We start from the raw sequence: 1172 nt of genomic DNA, 5'->3' as shown, positions 1-1172 counted from the left end.
CACCAGGCTGGCTGCTTCCTGCTTGAACTCAGGAGTAAAGGAACGTCGTTTTCTGGTCATCAGACACCTCGTTTATGGTGGCGATCTTACCACCTACGTTGGTGTCCGGAATCATTGGACCACTACACTATGGTGTCCTTGAAGTAAAGCGTTTCCAGCTTCGAAACGTTGGTTTCGGCATTGAGATAACTGCCTTCCATCACCTGTGACAGTTCATTACTGCATTCTTCTTCCGAGATGGCTCCGGCGGCATTAGCGGTCAGGCATTCATCAAGTTCCCGCTGGTAAGCACGGGTGTTGCCACGGTTGTTGCCTGTGCCGTCGAAAAAGATACCCGCCTCTACCCGGACTTTAGGGCGGTTATCTTCCTCGGACGACTCATCGGATGACTCGTCCGGCAAGCCTTCGTCAATCAACGCGCCTTTCTGCGCGGCTTTGCGCACAAACTCCTGTGGATCTTTGTCGAGCAACTCTTTTGCGGCAGGGGTAAGCTGGCCTTTGTCATCCAGCGCACCAGCCATGGCGAAGTCCACAACCGGTGCTGTGTTGGTGGCAACACCCAAAATCACTCGTGGATTACCGCTGATAATGGAACCACCATGACTGGTGGGGCTGCCAAGGTAGGCCACCGGCATACCATCGGCCAACGCCAACGGGTAGCCTTGGGTAATGACGGCACCGCAACCGGTGACATCGCCCACCCGGGCAATGGGTTTACCTTCAACAAGGATGCTGGAGCCGTTAGGCATGATGGGGGAGGAGCCGTGCCCTTTGATCGGGCAAACATGCATGTCGCCAACGCAGGCGGCAATCAGATTGCTCATGGTGAGAGTTCCTTTCTGTGATGAGTAGCGTCCTGGCTACCCGTGATTAAACATGGTCAAAAACCTGTGATTTTAGCATGGTTGGCACCACATAACGCTGAGCTTAGCGGCGCCCTTGTAATGGAGGCGAAGCCGCAATGAAAAGGGCGTCCGGCGGCCATCGGCCGCGTACTACAGCGACTTGTTAAAATGCACTTAGTCGGCCCTGCAAAAGAAAAACTGAAATAAAGACAATGAGTTGGCTTTGTTTCAAAGTATAATATCCAGCATAAATCGCCCTGTTTCACTCAGAATCCGGAAGAAATGCCCATGATCCCACGGGATAAACGCCAGGCTCCGCAGCGAGAT

1 pseudogene is annotated in these 1172 nt (G+C 53.4%); it reads right to left on the bottom strand.

The window, feature by feature from the left end:
- Positions 1 to 122 precede the first annotated feature (122 nt).
- Positions 123 to 830: pseudogene (locus tag EZI54_RS23810) on the bottom strand (PAAR domain-containing protein); the annotation flags it as partial.
- Positions 831 to 1172 lie beyond the last annotated feature (342 nt).

Origin of the sequence: Marinobacter halodurans, assembly GCF_004327985.1 — a bacterium.
Lineage (GTDB): Bacteria > Pseudomonadota > Gammaproteobacteria > Pseudomonadales > Oleiphilaceae > Marinobacter_A > Marinobacter_A halodurans.
This window is presented reverse-complemented; position numbering and strand designations above follow the sequence as displayed.